The sequence below is a fragment of the Neptunomonas phycophila genome (assembly GCF_001922575.1).
GTDB classification, from domain to species: domain Bacteria; phylum Pseudomonadota; class Gammaproteobacteria; order Pseudomonadales; family Balneatricaceae; genus Neptunomonas; species Neptunomonas phycophila.
The window spans coordinates 1788848-1806959 of sequence record NZ_MRCI01000001.1 but is presented as its reverse complement, the minus strand read 5'-3'; the positions used below and the strand labels follow the sequence as shown (position 1 = coordinate 1806959).

16 protein-coding genes and 3 tRNA genes are annotated in these 18112 nt (G+C 45.6%); 17 read left to right on the top strand and 2 right to left on the bottom strand.

The features are described from left to right. Positions 1-45 precede the first annotated feature (45 nt). Positions 46-1230 carry a pyridoxal-phosphate-dependent aminotransferase family protein gene (locus BS617_RS08220; RefSeq protein ID WP_075172352.1) on the top strand — a complete coding sequence of 395 codons (1185 nt, stop codon included), beginning with the start codon at positions 46-48 and terminating at the stop codon, positions 1228-1230. Positions 1231-1311: 81 nt separating this feature from the next. Here the strand turns inward: BS617_RS08220 and BS617_RS08215 are convergent, their stop codons facing one another. After that, positions 1312-1815, bottom strand: coding sequence for a TlpA disulfide reductase family protein (locus BS617_RS08215; RefSeq protein ID WP_075173495.1), 504 nt, complete (start codon positions 1813-1815; stop codon positions 1312-1314). Positions 1816-1934: 119 nt separating this feature from the next. Here BS617_RS08215 and BS617_RS08210 point away from each other — a divergent pair, with 119 nt between their 5' ends. Both BS617_RS08210 and BS617_RS18255 read left to right on the top strand, forming a co-directional pair. Next, on the top strand, positions 1935-2813 hold the full coding sequence (locus BS617_RS08210; protein WP_283159789.1) for an NAD(P)-dependent oxidoreductase: 879 nt from the start codon (positions 1935-1937) through the stop codon (positions 2811-2813). Positions 2814-2862: 49 nt separating this feature from the next. Continuing rightward, positions 2863-3021 carry a hypothetical protein gene (locus BS617_RS18255; protein WP_170870334.1) on the top strand — a complete coding sequence of 53 codons (159 nt, stop codon included), beginning with the start codon at positions 2863-2865 and terminating at the stop codon, positions 3019-3021. A 98-nt stretch (positions 3022-3119) separates the two neighbouring features. Here BS617_RS18255 and BS617_RS08205 read toward each other — a convergent pair whose 3' ends face one another. After that, a complete protein-coding gene (locus BS617_RS08205; protein ID WP_075172350.1) occupies positions 3120-4103 on the bottom strand; it encodes a DUF1853 family protein in 984 nt (327 codons plus the stop codon). Positions 4104-4229: 126 nt separating this feature from the next. Here BS617_RS08205 and BS617_RS08200 point away from each other — a divergent pair, with 126 nt between their 5' ends. From BS617_RS08200 to truA, 14 genes are all read left to right on the top strand, one after another. After that, positions 4230-4550, top strand: coding sequence for an excinuclease ABC subunit C (locus BS617_RS08200; RefSeq protein WP_075172349.1), 321 nt, complete (start codon positions 4230-4232; stop codon positions 4548-4550). Further along, a complete protein-coding gene (uvrC, locus tag BS617_RS08195) occupies positions 4550-6406 on the top strand; it encodes an excinuclease ABC subunit UvrC (protein WP_075172348.1) in 1857 nt (618 codons plus the stop codon). Before BS617_RS08200 ends, uvrC begins: the two co-directional genes overlap by 1 nt. Positions 6407-6437: 31 nt before the next feature. After that, positions 6438-6986 (top strand): CDP-diacylglycerol--glycerol-3-phosphate 3-phosphatidyltransferase, encoded by a 549-nt coding sequence (gene pgsA, locus BS617_RS08190; RefSeq protein ID WP_075173494.1) that lies wholly within the window; start codon positions 6438-6440, stop codon positions 6984-6986. Positions 6987-7074: 88 nt separating this feature from the next. Continuing rightward, positions 7075-7150, top strand: a tRNA-Gly gene (locus tag BS617_RS08185). A gap of 12 nt (positions 7151-7162) precedes the next feature. After that, a tRNA-Cys gene (locus BS617_RS08180) sits at positions 7163-7236 on the top strand. Between the two features lie 35 nt (positions 7237-7271). Then, positions 7272-7358 (top strand) — tRNA-Leu (locus BS617_RS08175). Positions 7359-7560: 202 nt separating this feature from the next. Further along, positions 7561-8328, top strand: coding sequence for a phosphoribosylformimino-5-aminoimidazole carboxamide ribotide isomerase (gene hisA / locus BS617_RS08170; protein ID WP_075172347.1), 768 nt, complete (start codon positions 7561-7563; stop codon positions 8326-8328). 147 nt (positions 8329-8475) lie between these two features. Further along, complete coding sequence (gene leuC / locus BS617_RS08165) at positions 8476-9897, top strand: 3-isopropylmalate dehydratase large subunit (RefSeq protein ID WP_075172346.1); 1422 nt, start codon at positions 8476-8478, stop codon at positions 9895-9897. Between the two features lie 16 nt (positions 9898-9913). Then, entirely contained in the window at positions 9914-10567 is a 654-nt protein-coding gene (gene leuD / locus BS617_RS08160; RefSeq protein ID WP_075172345.1) for a 3-isopropylmalate dehydratase small subunit, read from the top strand. A gap of 28 nt (positions 10568-10595) precedes the next feature. After that, positions 10596-11678 carry a 3-isopropylmalate dehydrogenase gene (gene leuB, locus BS617_RS08155; RefSeq protein WP_075172344.1) on the top strand — a complete coding sequence of 361 codons (1083 nt, stop codon included), beginning with the start codon at positions 10596-10598 and terminating at the stop codon, positions 11676-11678. Positions 11679-11775: 97 nt separating this feature from the next. Beyond that, the gene (gene asd / locus BS617_RS08150; protein ID WP_075172343.1) at positions 11776-12888 is read left to right on the top strand and encodes an aspartate-semialdehyde dehydrogenase; all 1113 of its coding nucleotides are present in this window, start codon (positions 11776-11778) and stop codon (positions 12886-12888) included. A gap of 78 nt (positions 12889-12966) precedes the next feature. Next, positions 12967-13974 carry an aspartate-semialdehyde dehydrogenase gene (locus BS617_RS08145; protein WP_075172342.1) on the top strand — a complete coding sequence of 336 codons (1008 nt, stop codon included), beginning with the start codon at positions 12967-12969 and terminating at the stop codon, positions 13972-13974. Positions 13975-14127: 153 nt separating this feature from the next. Continuing rightward, positions 14128-17226, top strand: a complete 3099-nt coding sequence (locus BS617_RS08140) for a FimV/HubP family polar landmark protein (protein ID WP_075172341.1) — start codon at positions 14128-14130, stop codon at positions 17224-17226. Continuing rightward, positions 17223-18077 carry a tRNA pseudouridine(38-40) synthase TruA gene (truA, locus tag BS617_RS08135; RefSeq protein ID WP_249263584.1) on the top strand — a complete coding sequence of 285 codons (855 nt, stop codon included), beginning with the start codon at positions 17223-17225 and terminating at the stop codon, positions 18075-18077. The genes BS617_RS08140 and truA overlap by 4 nt, the downstream gene beginning before the upstream one ends. The last annotated feature ends 35 nt before the right edge of the window (positions 18078-18112 follow it).

The window sequence follows — 18112 nt, the reverse complement described above, 5'->3', positions numbered from 1 at the left end:
ATTTTATCCGATTTGAGATTTTCCGATCTAAAGAGAGCAACTACCATGATTACATCGTTTCATCCTCCGATTAGAACTCTAATGGGGCCTGGCCCATCAGATGTGAGCCCGCGTGTTTTGGAAGCTATGGCTCGGCCTACTATTGGTCATTTAGATCCTGAGTTTGTCCGGATGATGGATGAAATTAAAGAGCTATTAAAAAAAGCCTTTAAAACAGAAAATGAGCTAACAATGCCTGTATCTGCACCAGGTTCAGCAGGCATGGAAGCTTGTTTTGTCAACTTGGTTGAGCCGGGTGATAAAGTTATAGTGTGCCAGAACGGTGTTTTTGGCGGCCGCATGAAGGAGAATGTAGAGCGTGCGGGCGGCGAAGCGGTTATGGTGATGGATGCATGGGGTTCTGCGGTGAGCTTGGATAAAGTAGCTGCTGCTTTTGATGCGCATCCGGATGCCGCTATTTTGGCTTTTGTTCATGCAGAGACTTCAACCGGTGTTAGCTCTGATGCCAAAGCTCTTTGTGCTTTAGCGCAAGAGAGAGGGGCACTGACTATTGTTGATGCGGTTACATCCCTAGGGGGAACAGAGTTGCGGGTTGATGAATGGGGGATTGATGCGATTTATTCAGGAACGCAAAAATGTCTCTCGTGCGCGCCGGGGATTTCACCCATTAGTTTGAGTGCCAAGGCGGTAGATAAGGTTAAAAACCGCACGGCAAGTGTTCAGAGTTGGTTTTTAGATACCAATTTGGTCATGGGGTATTGGGGAGGAGAAGGTAAGCGAGCTTATCACCATACTGCTCCTGTTAATGCTTTGTATGCGCTGCATGAGTCGTTGGTTATTTTACACGAAGAGGGCGTAGAGGAGTCTTGGCAGCGTCACGCGTTTCATCATCAAGCTTTAAAAGCTGGCTTAGAAGCAATGGGCATCGGTTTTTTGGTTGATGAAGCTAATCGACTGCCTCAGCTAAATTCAGTCATTATTCCTGAAGGAGTAGATGATGCTAAGGTTCGCTCGACTTTGTTAAGCGAGTACGGCCTTGAGATTGGAGCCGGTTTGGGAGATTTAGCTGGTAAGGTATGGCGTATTGGCTTGATGGGTAGTTCAGCTAATCGCCGCAATGTAACCTTATGTCTTTCTGCGCTGGAAAGTACGTTGCTGGGAATGGGAGCTTCTGTACAAGCAGGCAAAGCGCTTAAGGCTGCAGAGCAGGTGTACTTGCAGGCTAGTTAATTCGCTTACCATTCACATATAAAAAAGCCGACTAATCGTCGGCTTTTTTGTGTCTGCATAGTTGGACAAGCTGGTACTCAGTTACTGTAATGGCTTACCAGCCAGGGCATTTTCAATGAGCTTGATTTGTGTTTCGTCATCCCACTCTCGACCACCCATAATAGTTAAAATGCTTTTACCGTCTTTGTTTAATAGGAAGCTCATAGGGAGTCCTTTAATGCCGAGTGCCATAAATGATATACCTTTGGCATCAACTAAAATAGGAAAGGTAAAATCGGTGTTCAAGCGAGGTAAAAACTCAGTAACTGCTTCGCTTTCTTCCCCAGCAGAGATCGCGACAATCTCAAATGGTTGGTCGGCAAAGTGATTTTTCAAGCGTTGCATAGAGGGCATTTCTTTAACGCAAGGAGGGCACCAGGTCGCCCAAAAATTTAACAGTACAATCTTGCCTTTGAAATCTGTCATGTTGATTGTTGTGCCATTTGTGTCTGGAAAAGCAAGTTCGCTAAACATCATACTGTCATCTGCTTTGGCAGTATTTAATACATTAAGCAAAATGATTAGGCTGGGTAAAAAATAGCGCATTAACAATGCTTTTTGTAACGTAGGGCGCATACAAGCTCCATGGTAAATGACAAAGGTACAAACTATTAGCTGCATTTTAATGCAAATAAAATGAGTATACGGTTAATAAACAAATAAGGATTAATAATATGAAAGTCGCTTTTATTGGTTTAGGCACAATGGGATACCCTATGGCGGGGCACTTAGCTGCCGCCGGGCACGATGTCACTGTATATAATCGCACGCAATCAAAAGCGCAGAGTTGGGTGGCTGAGTTCTCTGGCCAGCTGGCCTTAACGCCAAAAGAGGCCGCTAGAGAGGCGAGCATTGTTTTTGTATGTGTCGGTAATGACGATGACTTACGTGAAGTGACGTCAGGCAGCGATGGTGTGCTGAAGTCTTTAATGCCTGGGGCTATATTGGTTGATCATACAACCGCATCAGCAGAAGCGGCGCGAGAAATCAGTGAAAAAGCGGCTGAAGTTAACGTTCAATTTTTAGATGCCCCCGTTTCCGGTGGTCAGGCTGGAGCAGAGAATGGTGTTTTAAGTGTAATGGTGGGAGGCTCTGACGAGGCATTTGCTATTGCTAGACCTGTGATGGAAGCCTATGGTAAATCGATTAAATTATTAGGCCCAGTTGGTAGTGGTCAGCTCGCTAAAATGGTTAATCAAATTTGTATTGCTGGTCTTTTGCAGGGGTTGGCAGAGGGCGTTCAGTTTGCTCAAAAAGCCGGTTTAGATGCTCACCAAGTCTTTGAGTTAATTCAGCACGGCGCCGCTGGCTCATGGCAAATGGCTAACCGTCACAAAACAATGTTGGCTGGTGAGTATGACTTTGGCTTTGCGGTTGACTGGATGCGTAAAGACCTAGGCATTGCGTTGAATGAAGCGTCTAGAAACGGTGCGCAACTACCCGTGACAAAGCTTGTCGATAGCTATTATGCTGAAGTTCAGACTTTGGGTGGGGGTCGGATGGACACGTCAAGCCTACTAAAGCGATTTGAGCTAGATCAATAAATGACTATAATTGCTGTATTCTTGTGACAATAAATAAAGGTATATGTTTATGTTAGGCTTCGATAAATACAGTATGATGTCGTTTGTTCCCAGTGTAGCTATTGTTGTTGTATGTATTGCGCTAGTGGTAGTGGGGGTGCGTTTTTTAAAGAAAAACATCGCTGCTGATGCTGAAAAAGCTGAAGCTGCCCAGTCTGCTGGAAAGTAACTCCTAGCCGATTAGTTGCCGCACAAGCCCCCCCCAACTTATCAACAAGGCAAGTTATGCTATAAGCGCTTAAACTAAGCCTTGAAGAGTATGGCGTGTCATGTTGATAGGTTTTTGCTATTTTGATCTGTCTGTTTGTTGCTACCAGAGGGTGTGTGCGGCCAGTTATCTTCTACAATAAATCCCCTTGCGACGGCTTTAAAGCCATCTTTATGTTTTTGTATACAGGCAATCATAATAGGTAGTGCGATATGACGCTTATCTAGCATTGCTTTCAATGCAGTAAAACTTAAGCTTTTATTCTCTATTTCTTGCGCATCATAGTGCGACGCTCCCGCTATCCAGTGGTGTTTGGGTAATAATAAAAATTGCCAATGTTCGTTCAGTGCTTGAGTTTTAATTTGGTCGATTTCTTTTCTGGGTAGCCACCATCCATGCTGGTGGTTGGGGTGGATGACCTCTTCTAGTCCTACATGTTGTTTAATTAAATCAAAACGATCGGCTTGATACGGATAAAATAGAATACCGGTTAATAGAAGCTCACTTTTATGAGGTAAAGGTAAGTCTAGGGCTGTTAGTGCGGCTTGAGTTACTGGGTTTGCAGTGAGCTGCAGCTGATGGCTGGTAAGGCGCGACCATTTTTTATCGAGTCTATCTTTACTGCCTGGCCCGATAAATTTCGCTAGGCTCGGTATTGGTAATGCTTCGTTGAGGCATGTGTCATCAGGGAAAAACAAATAAAATTTAACAGCGACTTCTAAATGCGTGATAGACCCGTCAATACAATTTCTGTAAAGAAAATCTAGCTCACCTAATGTGGTTTTGCTGTTACGTATTTGAATGTTGCGCGCTACCGTCTCAAGTTTAGAGGTAAGGCTAATAAAGCGGTCGACAACCTCCTCAAATAAATGCCCTAACCTGAAGGTAGGTGGCTTACCGTAAGCGACTAAGCTTTGGGTGTTTTGGGTTAATGGCTGATGTGTGTTAAAAAAATGGATGTTGCTATGCCGCATGAGAGGCTGAGATGCCTTGAGCCAATCAATATCGTTTTTAATATCAATTATTAGACGGTCTGTGGTCACAATTAAACGTCCATCTGTTGGTATATTTAATGCGTAAGCTTATTGTCTGTGGTGCCTCACTATAGCGATGGCGTGTTAATAATGACATCATATCGTTACAGACTATTTTTGAGCTAGGGCGTGAATATGATCGATATCTCTACTAAGGGTGAGCCAGAACTGGATCAGCGAGAGCTACACCGTTTTCCGGTTCTTTCTGACACTAACATCAATACAATATTGATGAACGGCGCTCAAACCTCCATGGCAAAACTAAAGCGCGCTAAATCATTTAATGCTCGCTTGTATTATTTTGCAGAAATTAGCGTTTATCTTGAGGTGTCGCTATCTCGTGGTGCCGGTATTAATGATGAAACACGAAAGCGTCTAGAAGCTATACATCAAAAGGCAACGCATATTCATATGCAGGCTAATAAAGCATTACACGAAGTAAAAACAGAGAGCTAATGGCACAGTCACGTAATAACAACGACACCACATTAGATGGCTTTGATAGTCAGGCATTTCTCGCTCGCTTAACACAGCGGCCTGGTGTTTACCAAATGCGAGATGCTGCCGGTGAGCTGCTATATATTGGTAAAGCGAAGAATCTAAAAAAGCGAGTATCTAGTTATTTTCGAGCAACAGGGCTGACAGTTAAGACGCAAGCGCTGGTCAGCCACATACGCACGATAGATGTAACAGTCACTAACAGTGAAACTGAAGCGCTGTTGCTAGAACAAAATTTGATTAAGGAGTACCGGCCTCCCTACAATATTTTGTTGAGGGACGACAAAAGTTATCCCTATATTTTTGTTTCTGATAAAGATACTTATCCGTTGCTAAGTTTTCATCGTGGAGCTAAACGTAAAAAAGGAAGCTACTTTGGGCCCTTTCCAAGCCGCGCGGCGATTAACGATACATTGGGGATCTTGCAAAAGCTGTTTAAAATTCGTCAGTGTGACGATACGTTTTTTAAAAACCGCTCAAGACCTTGTTTGCAGTATCAAATAGACCGTTGCAGTGCACCCTGTGTTAAGGCCATTACGGAAGAGGCTTATCAAGAAGATGTTCGGCATGCGAGCATGTTTTTGCAGGGAAAAAGCCATGTGATTATGAAGGAATTAGCGGATCAGATGGAAGTGGCCGCTGCATCATTGGATTTTGAAAGAGCTGCTGTCTATCGTGATCAAATCAGCAGTTTGCAGCTTATACAAGAGCAGCAGTTTGTTGCTGGCGATGCGGGGGATGCTGACGTAATTGCCTGCGCTATATTGCCCGGGGGTGTTTGTGTGCATGTTCTGTATGTGCGAGGTGGGCGGATTGTTGGCAGTAAAGCGGTTCACCCCAAAGTCTCTATAGAGGATAGTCCTGAACAAGTGTTATCAGCCTTTATAGCTCAGTGGTACTTGGGCAGTGCGCGAGAGTTGCCAGATGTCATTATTTGTAGCCATGACTTGGATGATAAAGCGTGTTTAGAAGAGGCCTTGACGGAGCATCGTGGTAAAAAAGTGAGCGTCAATTACCGTGTGAAAGGTGAAAGAGCCGGTTGGCAAAAGCTGGCATTGACCAATGCTGAGCAGCAGCTGTCTAGTCATTTGGCCAGTAAGCAAACTATGTATCAGCGATTTGTTCAGTTGCAAGAGGCTTTTAACCTTGATGCTATTCCCAAACGCCTTGAATGTTTCGATATATCCCACAGCTCAGGTGAGGCAACGGTCGCCTCTTGTGTTGTGTTTGATCATAACGGACCATTGAAGAAAGACTACCGTCACTTTAATATCGAAGGTATAACTGGCGGAGATGATTATGCCGCTATGCATCAAGCGCTAACTAGGCGTTACACTCGCATTAAAAAAGGTGAGGGAGCTTTGCCTGACATACTGTTTATCGATGGCGGTAAAGGTCAGGTCACGCAAGCAGTGGATGTTTTACGTGAGTTGCAGATTAATGAAGTGCAGATTATAGGCGTTGCGAAAGGGACGACCCGCAAGGCGGGTTTTGAGACGCTAATTGTTGCTGAAACTGGTCAAGAGGTTACATTGGCGTCGGATTCATCTGCTCTTCATCTTGTTCAGCATATACGTGATGAAGCGCATAGATTTGCTATTACAGGCCATCGGGCAAGGCGCGGAAAAGCCAGGAACCAATCACGTTTAGAAGGGATTCCCGGTGTAGGGCCTAAAAGAAGACGAGAGTTGCTGAAGCATTTTGGTGGTATTCAAGCAATTGAGCGAGCGAGTGTTGCAGAAATTGCCAAAGTCTCTACCATAAGCAGCGCGCTCGCAGAGGAGATCTATGGAGCGTTACATCCAGAAGATTGACAGGGAACTGTCAGGACAGGTGCTGTTATCCATGAATATACCCAATCTATTAACCTTGCTGCGGATTGTTTTGATCCCGGTATTTATTCTTATTTATTATTTGCCAGTTCCGTACGCGCATTTTTCAGCAGGGGTGATTTTTGCTTTGGCTGCGATTACGGATTGGTTTGATGGTTATTTGGCGCGTCGTTGGAATCAGACCTCAGCGTTAGGTGCTTTTCTAGATCCAGTTGCGGACAAGTTGATTGTTGCTGCGGCGCTGGTCGTGCTAACGCAAACTTTTTCGGCGTTATGGATGACTGTTCCGGCCATCATTATAATTGGGCGGGAAATAGTGATATCAGCATTGCGTGAATGGATGGCTGAAGTAGGTAAGCGGGCTAATGTGGCTGTATCTTACATAGGTAAAATAAAAACGGCCCTTCAGATGATTTCAATATTGTTGTTGGTTTCGTTTACGCCATTTTCCGCTTTGTCCTGGGTTGGTATCGTGGCGATGTATGGTGCTGCTATTTTGACTTTATGGTCTATGATCATTTATTTGAAGGCCGCATGGCCTGTTCTCACGAGTGAAATGTAAGTATTTAATCTTTAAGTAAAAATTTATTGTAAAAGCGTGTTGACACCGTCTCAGATCTCTCTATAATACGCCCCACGTTTTGAGTGATGCGGGAATAGCTCAGTTGGTAGAGCACGACCTTGCCAAGGTCGGGGTCGCGAGTTCGAATCTCGTTTCCCGCTCCAATCAAAACGTAAGGCGCGGTGGCAGAGTGGTCATGCAGCGGACTGCAACTCCGTGTACGCCGGTTCGATTCCGACCCGCGCCTCCATGTTTAAGCTCTGCTTAAGCTGGAAAAGAAATTTTGCCCGGATGGTGAAATTGGTAGACACACAAGACTTAAAATCTTGCGACTTAACGGTCGTGCCGGTTCGATTCCGGCTCCGGGCACCAATTTCTAAACATAAGAGTCTTGCGCTCGTAAGGCTTCTCTGAAATGTTATCTTTCTTATCTTTCTAATTCATTCATATACTTTGCCCTGCTGTTTGATGGCTTAAAATCTTGTGTATTTTATTCGCGTACTCATTCTGCATTATGGGTCGGAACGTTTATAATCCATCAAATAAATTTTAAGCGCTGATGTTAGGAGTGGCTGTGACATTTTTCAGACCTTGTATCGATCTTCACCAGGGCCAGGTTAAGCAAATTGTTGGAGGTAGCTTGAGCGATCAAGGTGCTCAAACCAACTTTATAAGCCAGCATGATGCCGAATATTATGCTGGCTTATATCATCAGCATGGCTTGCAGGGCGGACATGTTATTGCTCTGGGGCCGGGTAATGAAGAGCAGGTGTTAAAGGCATTAGGTGCATGGCCTGGTGGTTTGCAGTTTGGTGGTGGTGTTAACCATGCTAATGCTGCGTCTTATCTTGAGGCAGGCGCCTCTCATGTCATTGTGACTTCTTACTTGTTCGAGGATGGTCAGTTTTCATGGGCTCGTCTTGATAAAATAAAGCAAGAAGTAGGTGTCGAGCGTTTGGTTTTGGATTTGAGTTGTCGCCAAACCAACAAAGGTTGGCAAATCGCGACTAACCGCTGGCAGACAGTAACAGACACCATTATTGATGGCGCAACCTTGGCTGAGCTAGAAAAACATTGTGCTGAGTTTTTAATTCATGCTGCTGACGTTGAGGGGTTGCAAGCGGGAATCGATGAGCAATTGGTAGATAAGTTGGGTGACTGGTGCTCTATACCTGTTACTTATGCTGGTGGCGCTCGTTCTTTAGCGGACTTGAAGTTGGTTAATCAGCTTTCATCCGGAAAGGTGGATTTAACCATTGGAAGTGCCCTTAATATCTTTGGTGGGTCAGGTGTGACGCTAGAAGAATGTATTCGCTGGAATCAGGCGAAAGGGGCAAGCTGATCCTCTGTTATTCCTTTAAGGAATCGTTTGTATAAAAATAATGAATTTGTGTTATTTGGCGGGCTTCTATAGCATAACCATATAATTTGGGTGGCTTTCGAGCGGCTGCTTAACGAGAACAATAATGCCTAATTGGGGAGTATTCCTATGGCTGGCAAGACCTTATATGACAAATTGTGGGATCAGCATTTAGTTCGTCAAAACGATGATGGTAGTGCGCTTATATATATTGATCGCCATATTTTACACGAAGTGACATCACCTCAGGCGTTTGAAGGGTTGCGCTTGGCTAATCGTAAGCCTTGGCGTATCGATGCTAACTTGGCAACACCTGACCATAATGTGCCGACCACTCCGCGGGCAGGCGGTGTTGATGAGATAGTTGATTCAGTGTCGCGTATTCAAGTTAAGACGCTGGATGCTAACTGTGATGATTTTGGTATTTTTGAATTCAAAATGAACGATACTCGACAAGGTATCGTGCATGTCATAGGGCCGGAGCAGGGTATGACCTTGCCTGGTACAACTGTGGTTTGCGGTGATTCACATACGTCGACTCATGGCGCTTTTGGTGCCTTGGCCCATGGTATTGGTACCTCTGAAGTTGAGCATGTATTAGCAACGCAGTGCCTGATCGCTAAGAAAATGAAAAATATGCTGGTGCGTGTTGATGGTGAGTTAGGTTTTGGTGTTACAGCTAAAGACGTTATCTTGCATATTATAGGTGTTATAGGGACAGCTGGCGGTAACGGGTGCGCTATCGAATTTGGTGGAGATGCTATCCATAGTATTTCTATGGAAGGCCGCATGACCATTTGTAATATGGCTATCGAAGCCGGTGCTCGCGTTGGTATGGTGTCTGTTGATCAGAAGACCATCGATTACTTTAAAGACCGCCCATTCTCTCCTAAGGGTGAGCAATGGGATGCAGCGTGTGCTTACTGGAAGACCTTAGTTTCGGATGATGATGCTGTCTTTGATAAAGTTGTCGTTATCAAAGCTGAAGATATCATTCCTCAGGTCACATGGGGAACGTCGCCAGAGATGGTTGTCGACGTTAAGGCTACAGTGCCTAACCCATTAAACGAAGCTGATGAAGTTAAAGCAGATGGTATTCGTCGCGCTTTAACCTACATGGGTCTGGCGGCAGATCAGAAAATTACTGATATTCAGTTGGATCGCGTCTTCATTGGCTCTTGCACAAATTCGCGTATTGAAGACCTTCGCGCTGCAGCAGAGGTGGTAAAAGGGCGCAAGGTAGCTGGCACTATTAAACAGGCGTTGGTTGTACCTGGCTCAGGGCTGGTTAAGCAGCAAGCCGAACAGGAAGGTTTGGATAAAATATTCATTGAAGCGGGGCTGGAGTGGCGTGAACCCGGTTGCTCAATGTGCTTGGCTATGAATCCGGATAAGTTAGGCAATGGCGAGCATTGCGCTTCGACTAGTAACCGAAACTTCGAAGGGCGTCAGGGCTTTGGTGGTCGTACACATTTAGTTAGCCCAGCTATGGCGGCGGCAGCAGCAGTCACGGGCCATTTTGTTGATGTTCGTGAGTTAATGGGCGCCTAAGTAGCGGAGATATAAAATGAAAAAGTTTACAGTGCATACCGGTATCGCTGCGCCATTAGATCGCGCCAATGTTGATACAGATATGATCATTCCCAAGCAGTTTTTGAAATCTATTAAGCGTTCAGGTTTTGGTCCTAACCTGTTTGATGAGTTGCGCTATTTGGATGAAGGGCAGCCAGACCAAGATTGTTCAGGCCGTCCCTTAAATAAAGAGTTTGTCCTTAACCTACCTCGCTATCAAGGTACATCTGTTCTGCTAGCTCGTGAGAACTTTGGTTGTGGTTCTAGTCGTGAGCATGCACCTTGGGCGTTAGAAGATTTTGGGATTCGTTGTGTTATAGCGCCTAGTTTTGCGGATATTTTTTATAACAACTGCTTTAAAAATGGTCTATTGCCAATCGTTTTAGACGAAGAGCAAGTCGATCAGTTGTTTAATGAAGTCGAGTCCCAAGAAGGCTATCAATTATCTATCGACTTGGAAAAGCAAGTGGTGGTTACTCCTTCTGGCACAGAAATGACTTTTGATGTCGATGGTTTTCGTAAGCATTGCTTGCTAAACGGTCTGGACGATATCGGCCTTACATTGCAAAACGCAGACGATATAAAGGCTTATGAGGCTCGTCGTCGCCAAGAAACGCCTTGGTTGTTTGACGCGATCAAGCCTTATTAATAGTTGACTGAAGAGATTTGGAATATATATGTCTAAGAGTGTACTGATTCTGCCGGGTGACGGCATAGGTCCAGAAATTGTTACTGAAGCTAAACGCGTTTTAGAGTTAGTTAATCAGCAAGATAAGTTAGGGTTGGTTTTTTCTGAAGCGTTAGTAGGTGGCGCAGCAATTGATGCTGATGGTGTGCCGTTGCCGCCAGCCACGTTGGCGGCTGCTCAGTCTGCAGATGCAATACTACTTGGGGCTGTGGGTGGCCCTAAGTGGGACACGATTCCAGACTTTCAAATCCGTCCTGAAAAGGGTTTGTTGGGTATTCGTTCTAATTTGCAGCTGTTTGGTAACTTGCGTCCAGCTATTCTTTACCCGCAGTTGGCGCATGCGTCATCGTTAAAGCCTGAGATTGTGGCTGGTTTAGATATATTAATTGTTCGTGAATTAACGGGTGGTATTTACTTTGGTAAGCCGCGCGGTATTCGTGAGAAAGAAGGCGGTATTCGCGAGGGTTATAACACCTACGTATATGATGAAAACGAAATCCGTCGAATTGGTCGTGTGGCTTTTGAGGCAGCTCGCCAGCGTGGTAAGCGCTTGTGTTCAGTTGATAAAGCGAATGTACTCGAAGTGACCGTTTTGTGGCGCGAAATTATGGAGGAGCTTGCTAAGGATTATCCGGATGTAGAGCTTAGCCATATGTATGTTGATAATGCAGCGATGCAATTGGTACGCGCGCCTAAGCAATTTGATGTTGTGGTTACCGGGAACATGTTTGGTGATATCCTGTCGGACGCAGCAGCGATGCTAACCGGCTCTATTGGTATGCTGCCCTCAGCATCATTAGATGAGAACGGTAAAGGCATGTACGAGCCGTGTCACGGTTCAGCACCCGATATTGCTGGTCAGGGTAAGGCTAATCCTTTAGCGACTATCTTATCGGCTGCAATGATGTTGCGTTATTCGTTAAATGCCGGTGCTACGGCAGACCGTATAGAAGCGGCTGTGAGCCGAGTGTTAGATCAGAATGTACGTACTGCCGATATAATGTCAGAGGGAATGCAGCAAGTCAGTACTTCTGAAATGGGCGATGCAGTAGTAGCTGCATTGAGCGCTTAATCATCGTACAATAACTATGTCGACACATTCAGGTTGGTTCTTTGCAGAATCGGCCTTTTTGTGTCGCTAATTTAAGAATTTATTATTGGGGATTCCAATGAAACGTGTAGGTTTTGTCGGTTGGCGCGGAATGGTTGGTTCTGTGCTGATGCAACGCATGCTAGAAGAGCGTGACTTCGATTTTATCGATGAGCCCGTCTTCTTCACCACTTCACAGGCTGGACAGGCTGGTCCTGATATTGGCAAATCAATTCCAACGTTGAAAGATGCAACGGATATTGATGAGCTGAAACAGATGGATGCCATTATTTCATGCCAAGGTGGTGACTACACAAAAGCGGTATTCCCCAAGTTGCGTGAAGCCGGCTGGAAAGGGTATTGGATTGATGCTGCATCTTCATTGCGCATGGATGATGAGGCGCTGATCATTTTAGATCCCGTGAACCGGGACGTTATCGATAAGGGCTTAGCTAATGGAGTTAAAAACTTTATCGGAGGCAACTGTACCGTATCGTTAATGCTAATGGGGTTAGGTGGTCTGTTTAAAGCGGGTCACGTAGAGTGGTTAACTTCCATGACGTACCAAGCTGCTTCTGGCGGTGGTGCACGTCACATGCGTGAGCTGATTGCGCAGATGGGCATGGTGCATCAGTCAGTGGCTGATCAGCTTGACCCGTCAAGTGCCATTTTAGATGTTGATCGCCGCGTGGCGGAGACCATTCGAAGCAACGATATGCCGGTCGATAACTTCGGTGTGCCTTTGGCTGGTAGCTTGATCCCGTGGATTGATGTTGCTTTGGAAAATGGTCAAAGCAAAGAAGAGTGGAAAGGTTTCTCTGAAACTAACAAAATTTTGGGTCGCTCTAGCTCACCAATCCCTATTGACGGAACTTGTGTCCGTATAGGTGCCATGCGTTGTCATAGCCAAGCATTCACTATCAAATTGAAACAAGACATCCCTATGGATGAAATTGAGTCAATGCTGGCTGAGGCAAATGATTGGGTTAAAGTTATTCCAAATGAGCGTGATGTGACTATGAGAGAGCTCACGCCAGCTAAAGTTACCGGTACACTGTCTGTACCCGTTGGTCGTTTGCGTAAAATGAATTTAGGGCCTCAGTACCTGAATGCATTTAGTGTTGGTGATCAGCTTTTATGGGGAGCGGCAGAGCCGTTGCGCCGTATGTTGCGCATTTTGTTAGAAGCTTAACCGCTCTTTGGTTATGCCTGCAGCCCGACACTCGTTCGGGCTGTTTTGTTTGAACTTAACGTTATTAATAGGAATTTCATGCTTAATATCGCAATTGTTGGGGCCACCGGTCAGGTGGGAGAGCATCTTTTAACAGTACTAGAAGAACGCGATTTTGAGATAGGTGAGCTTTACGTGTTCGCCAGCAGTAACTCGGTAGGAGAGTCGATCTCGTTTGCGGGGAAGTCCTACGTTGTTCAGGCGTTAGAAGGCTTTGACTTTTCAAAGGTGCAGGTTGCATTCTTTAATGCGTCTAAAGCCATTACCGAGCAATATGCATCACTAGCCGCAGAAAGCGGTGCCTTGGTGATCGATAGTACGGGTGCGTTTAGATACGATCCATTAGTGCCTATGGTGATAGCGGGTGTTAATGATGAACGTATCGCTATGAGTAGCCAAAAACATATTATTACTAATCCATCCCCTGATGCGCTTATGCTGATGCCTGTATTAAAAGCGATGGTTCCAAAAGCGCCGGTGAATGATATTACTTTTACAGCGATGCATTCAGTGTCAGGATCAGGCAAATCCGGTGTTGATGAGTTGGCGAAACAAACAGCGCAGTTACTTAATGCACGCGAGTTGGAAAAGCGTTGCTATACTGAACAAATCGCTTTCAATGTGCTGCCAATAGTGGGTGATTTAGAAGCCAATGGCTACACTAATGCTGAAATAGCGTTAATGCTTGAAACTAAAATTATAATGAACAACCCAGGGTTGTCTATTGCGCCTAGTTTTGTCCGGGTGCCTGTGTTTCATGGAAATAGCGCGTCTGTTGTATTAAATACAGAGGCGGCCATATCGTCTGCGGAGTTTTCAGCGTTGATTGATGAGCTGGAGGGCTTTGAGCTTGTTAATGGCGAGAACGAACTTGCCACCCCAGTAAGTGACTCTGTCGGTACGGATACCGTTTTTATTAGTCGTGTGAAAGAAACATTGGGCGATCATACAGGTATAAGTTTTTGGATGACGGCCGATAACCTGCGTTATGGTTCAACAGTAAATGCGGTAAAAATAGCTGAGCTTTATCAGGAATCTTTTCAATAAATTAAGCTGAGTTTAATAAAAGCCTTAAAAAAACAACTGTTTTCACGGGTTTCTTGACCCGCTAGCAGTTTTTAATAATACTTTGATCAAACATCTGACCGGCAACTTGCTGAATATCAAGAAAAATTCAGCAAGTAACTTAAGGAAATGGAAATGCTGCGCAAACTTGCACTAAGTATGGCTGTTGCGGGTGCAATCGCATCGTCACAGGCAAACGCTTTGGGGCTAGGTGATATTCGTATCAAATCGGCCCTAAATGAACCCTTAAATGCTGAAATTCAGCTCAGCCAAATTAGGGATCTCAACCCATTGCAGATCCGCCCTCGTATGGCAGGGCAGGATGAGTTTGCATTGGCGGGCATTAGCCAGCAAAGAGCATTAAATGGTGTGCGCTTTCAGGTTAAGGTTAATCCTAATGGAACGGGTGTGATTGAGCTAACATCACGCGAGCCTGTCAAGGAGCCTTTCCTAAACTTTTTGGTCGAAGTTAATTGGCCTAGCGGTCGGTTAGTGCGTGAGTATACAGTGCTTTTGGATCCGCCAGTTTTTGATCCGTCGCCCACTCAGCGTCCTGTTATTCCTGCAGCAGTTCCTTCGCGTCAGCCGGTCGTACCTGCTGTTCAGCCGCAGCCTAAGCGTCAATCACCTGTGCAGCCAGCCGCTAGGTCTCAGCCTGCTGCGGCTAGGGCTAGCAATATCCAAACTCGCGCCAATCCTAAAACAGAAACCTATGTGGATTCCAAGGATACGCTTTGGGGCTTAGCTATCGAGCACCGGGCGGCGCCGGATATATCTTCTTATCAAATGATGGTCGCTTTGTTTAAGAAGAACCCCGAAGCATTTCCAGATAACAACATAAACAATTTAAAAGCGGGCTTAGTGCTCCAGCTACCGACCGAAGCAGAAGCGCGAGCAATCACTTCAAAAGAAGCCGCCGCCGAAGTGAGGCGACAAACGGCTGCTTGGAAAAATAGAGGTAAGCCTTCGGCGCCGGCGCCAATTGACGGAAGTAAACCCAGTCTAAAGAGTGAAGCCGCTGATTCCAAGGACGTTGAAGCAGCTCCAGAAGGGCAGTTAAAAGTAATTACCCCGACGGATGCCAGCAAGGATGATGCGGCGCAGAACTCTCAGAACCCTAGTGCAGAAACGGATGCTGAAAAGAAAGCTCAAGAGCTTGAAGCGAAGAATGAAGAGCTTGAAGAAAAGCTTGCTGTTTCACTCGAGTCTATCGACAGGTTGGAGCGAGATAACTCCGACTTGAACAATAAGTTGGATGCTATTCAACAGCAGCTTGATTCCTTACAGCGCTTACTTGAATTAAAAAATGACGGCTTTGCAGAGCTAGAGGCGTTATTAAGAGAAAAAGAAGCAGCAGAAACAGCACAAGCTAATGCAAGCAGTGAAAGCATACTGGATAAAATCTTAGGTACGCCGGCTTATTTGGCAGGCTTGGGTGGTGGTGCTATCGCCATTTTAGCCGGTCTTTGGTTGTTGCTTCGTCGTAAACGTCAGTCAGCAGATGATGAGGTGGATGAGGCACTTATTGCTCCTGTCGATTTAGAACCTCAAGAAGAAATCAGTGATGACGAACTCGCCGCTGCACTGGAAGAGAGTGCCGACGAAACAGCTGAAATACCAGAAGCTGAGGAAGAGTCAGAGTCGATTGACTTAGATGATATTAACAGCCTAGACGAGCTAGAGTCTTTGGATGATCTTGATGACTTGGAAGATTTAGATCTGGATATGGATCTTAATCTCGATGAGTCATTCGAAAATGATCTCGATGCTCTATCAGAGGACAGCTTAGAAGATGAATCCCTTGAAACAGCGCTAGAGGATGACGAGGCTAATCTCGATGAGCTAGACGCAATTTTAGGTGAAGATGTCTCTGAAGAGGTTGATGATGACGAATTTGACCTTGGTTTAGATGACGACTTAGAAGAGCTGGACTTGTCGCTGCCTGATGAGCCAACTGACACGGCCGTAGATGCTGCCGTTGCTCCTGCCGAGCCGGAGCTTGATCCGTTAGATGAGAGTCTAGATGCTATGCTCGCTGAGGATCTAGATGACGAAGGGCTGGACATTGCAGACGATACTGCCTTGGATGAGCTGATCTCGCTTGATTTGGACGATGAAGTTGAACAAGAAGCTTCTCGCCAGCGCAATGAGCGCTCTGGTATGGGCATGGTCGACTCCATCGACGATGATGAAGATAGTGCCGAAGAAACGCTTGAGTCCCTAGGCTTGACACAGCTGGCGGATACGCCATTTGAGTCGACAGAATCTGAAGAGGCATCGCAAGACCTAGACTTTGACCTTGATGATCTATCAGGTAATAACCTAGAAGATGAAATGAGTAAGCTTGAGGCCGAATTAGAGGGCTTGGACTTTGCTCTTGATGATGAGTCTGAGGGTGTGTCTGGTGACAAACCAGCGCAAGCGTCAACTGACTCGGCAAGTGATAACGCATCGGATGATGAAACGACGCTGGCTGATCTAGATGCGTTATTGGATGAGGACAGTGTTGAAAGTGAGGTGGTCGCCGAGGCAGAAGAAGCTACTATTGATGAAGAAGATCTCATGGCAGATCTTGATAGTATGCTTGATGGTGAAGACGACCTTGAAAATCTATCCGCTGATTCAAATGACCACTCAGAAGCCGTTGAAGTCCCTAATGAAACTCTGGAGTCGCTGAGTGATGATCTAGACGACTTGGATTTGGACTCTTTGTTGAGTGAAGAAGAGTTGAGCTTGGATGATGCTGATGCCGATCTAGGTTTGGTTGACGCAGAGCAGGAAAGCTCAGAAGCTTCGCTGGATGAGCTTTTGGATCTAGAAATTGATGATGCTGCAGAGATTGAAGCAGACGTCGATTTAGCAGGCTTGGAGCTCGATGATGAGCTACCCAAAACGCCTTCAGATACAGAGGTAACACAAGAGCTAACGTCCAATATTGAGCATGATCTTGATGCAGAGTTGGATGATGAGTTAGATGCGCTTCTTAATAGTACTGATAACGATATCGCTCTTGAAGAGACCTCCTCGGCGGAAGAAGAGATAGATGAAGATCCATTTGATGCCTTAGGGTTGTTAGACGGGGCAGATGAAGTTGAAACCAAGCTAGATTTAGCGCGTGCCTATATAGATATGGGTGATGTTGAAGGTGCTAAGGATATCTTGGATGAAATAGCTGAAGAGGGTAATGAGGCGCAAGTATCAGAGGCGCGGGGTCTATTGGAGGGGTTGGCTTGACGGAGCGAAAACTTCCATCAATAGACAACCAAGGGGCGATTTCGATCGCCCCTTATCGTTATGCTGCATGCGTAGAATATGCAGGCAGTGCCTACAAGGGGTGGCAGCGACAAAAGGCAGGCAATGTGCCCACTGTGCAACAATACGTGGAAGAAGCACTTTCTAAAATTGCAAATCACCCTGTTTCAGTGGTTTGTGCTGGTCGTACAGATGCCGGGGTAAATGGGACATATCAGGTTATCCACTTTGATAGTCTTGTATCCCGCCCGCAGCGGGCTTGGGTCATGGGGGCTAACACGCATTTACCTAATGATATAGCGGTCCATTGGGTAGTCGACGTCGATGACTCTTTCCACGCGCGCTTCAGTGCATTAGAACGTCGTTATCGCTACTTAATTTTGAGTCAGCCTGTACGACCTGCGATTTTGAATAAAGGTGTTACTTGGACGCATAAAACGTTAGATATAGAGCTAATGCGTAAAGGAGGTGAGCATTTGGTAGGAGAACATGATTTTACTTCTTACCGGTCTGTTAACTGCCAAGCTAAAAGCCCTATACGTCACGTTAAATCCTTGAATGTGTATGCCTCAGGGCAGATGATCGTGATTGATGTGGTTGCTAACGCTTTTTTGCAGCATATGATTCGAAATATAGCGGGTGTCCTGATTGCTATTGGTGCTAAAGAAAAACCCACACATTGGGCGAAAGATATACTGGATGCGCGTGATCGTCGGGAAGGCGGGGTAACGGCTCCTCCGCATGGGTTGTATTTTGTTGATGTTAAGTACCCTGATACCTATCAGCTCCCCGCCTCACCTTTGGGGCCGCATTTCTTAAACACAAGTGGCTAACGTTTGGGTGCTCAATCTGTTAACATTGTCCGCAA

Coding starts and splice junctions, on each gene's coding strand:
- BS617_RS08220 (WP_075172352.1), top strand. CDS start 46: ATGATTACATCGTTTCATCCTCCGATTAGAACTCTAATGGGGCCTGGC.
- BS617_RS08215 (WP_075173495.1), bottom strand. CDS start 1,815: ATGCGCTATTTTTTACCCAGCCTAATCATTTTGCTTAATGTATTAAAT.
- BS617_RS18255 (WP_170870334.1), top strand. CDS start 2,863: ATGTTAGGCTTCGATAAATACAGTATGATGTCGTTTGTTCCCAGTGTA.
- BS617_RS08200 (WP_075172349.1), top strand. CDS start 4,230: ATGATCGATATCTCTACTAAGGGTGAGCCAGAACTGGATCAGCGAGAG.
- uvrC (WP_075172348.1), top strand. CDS start 4,550: ATGGCACAGTCACGTAATAACAACGACACCACATTAGATGGCTTTGAT.
- pgsA (WP_075173494.1), top strand. CDS start 6,438: ATGAATATACCCAATCTATTAACCTTGCTGCGGATTGTTTTGATCCCG.
- leuC (WP_075172346.1), top strand. CDS start 8,476: ATGGCTGGCAAGACCTTATATGACAAATTGTGGGATCAGCATTTAGTT.
- leuD (WP_075172345.1), top strand. CDS start 9,914: ATGAAAAAGTTTACAGTGCATACCGGTATCGCTGCGCCATTAGATCGC.
- leuB (WP_075172344.1), top strand. CDS start 10,596: ATGTCTAAGAGTGTACTGATTCTGCCGGGTGACGGCATAGGTCCAGAA.
- asd (WP_075172343.1), top strand. CDS start 11,776: ATGAAACGTGTAGGTTTTGTCGGTTGGCGCGGAATGGTTGGTTCTGTG.
- BS617_RS08145 (WP_075172342.1), top strand. CDS start 12,967: ATGCTTAATATCGCAATTGTTGGGGCCACCGGTCAGGTGGGAGAGCAT.
- BS617_RS08140 (WP_075172341.1), top strand. CDS start 14,128: ATGCTGCGCAAACTTGCACTAAGTATGGCTGTTGCGGGTGCAATCGCA.